A 279-nucleotide genomic window follows, 5' to 3' on the forward strand; every position below is an offset into this window, starting at 1 on the left:
TGATCTTCTGCTTTTCCGACGGCACGCCCACCTCGACTTGCGAGAAGGCGACCTGTTCCAGCACCTTGCCGTCATCGCCGATGGTCTGCGCGCGCATCAGCAAGCCGCTGTTGCGGTCGGCCCAGATGCGATAGGCATAGCGAAAGCCATCTTTCGGATCGAGCTGGAAGACTTCGCAATCCATGCCGGCAACGCGCTCGGACGGCAGATGACGCATGTCGTACTGGTCGAGCACATCACCATTGGTTGTGGCGAGCAGCGCCGGGAAGCTGTCCTTGT

1 protein-coding gene is annotated in these 279 nt (G+C 60.6%); it reads right to left on the reverse strand.

Going from position 1 to position 279, the window contains the following annotated elements; genetic code table 11:
- Positions 1-279, reverse strand: a 279-nt coding sequence (locus ACH13J_RS18440; RefSeq protein WP_397544800.1) for a sigma-E factor regulatory protein RseB domain-containing protein, incomplete at both ends; no start/stop codon positions are given.

The organism is Roseovarius salis (assembly GCF_044472985.1).
Lineage (GTDB): Bacteria > Pseudomonadota > Alphaproteobacteria > Rhodobacterales > Rhodobacteraceae > Roseovarius > Roseovarius salis.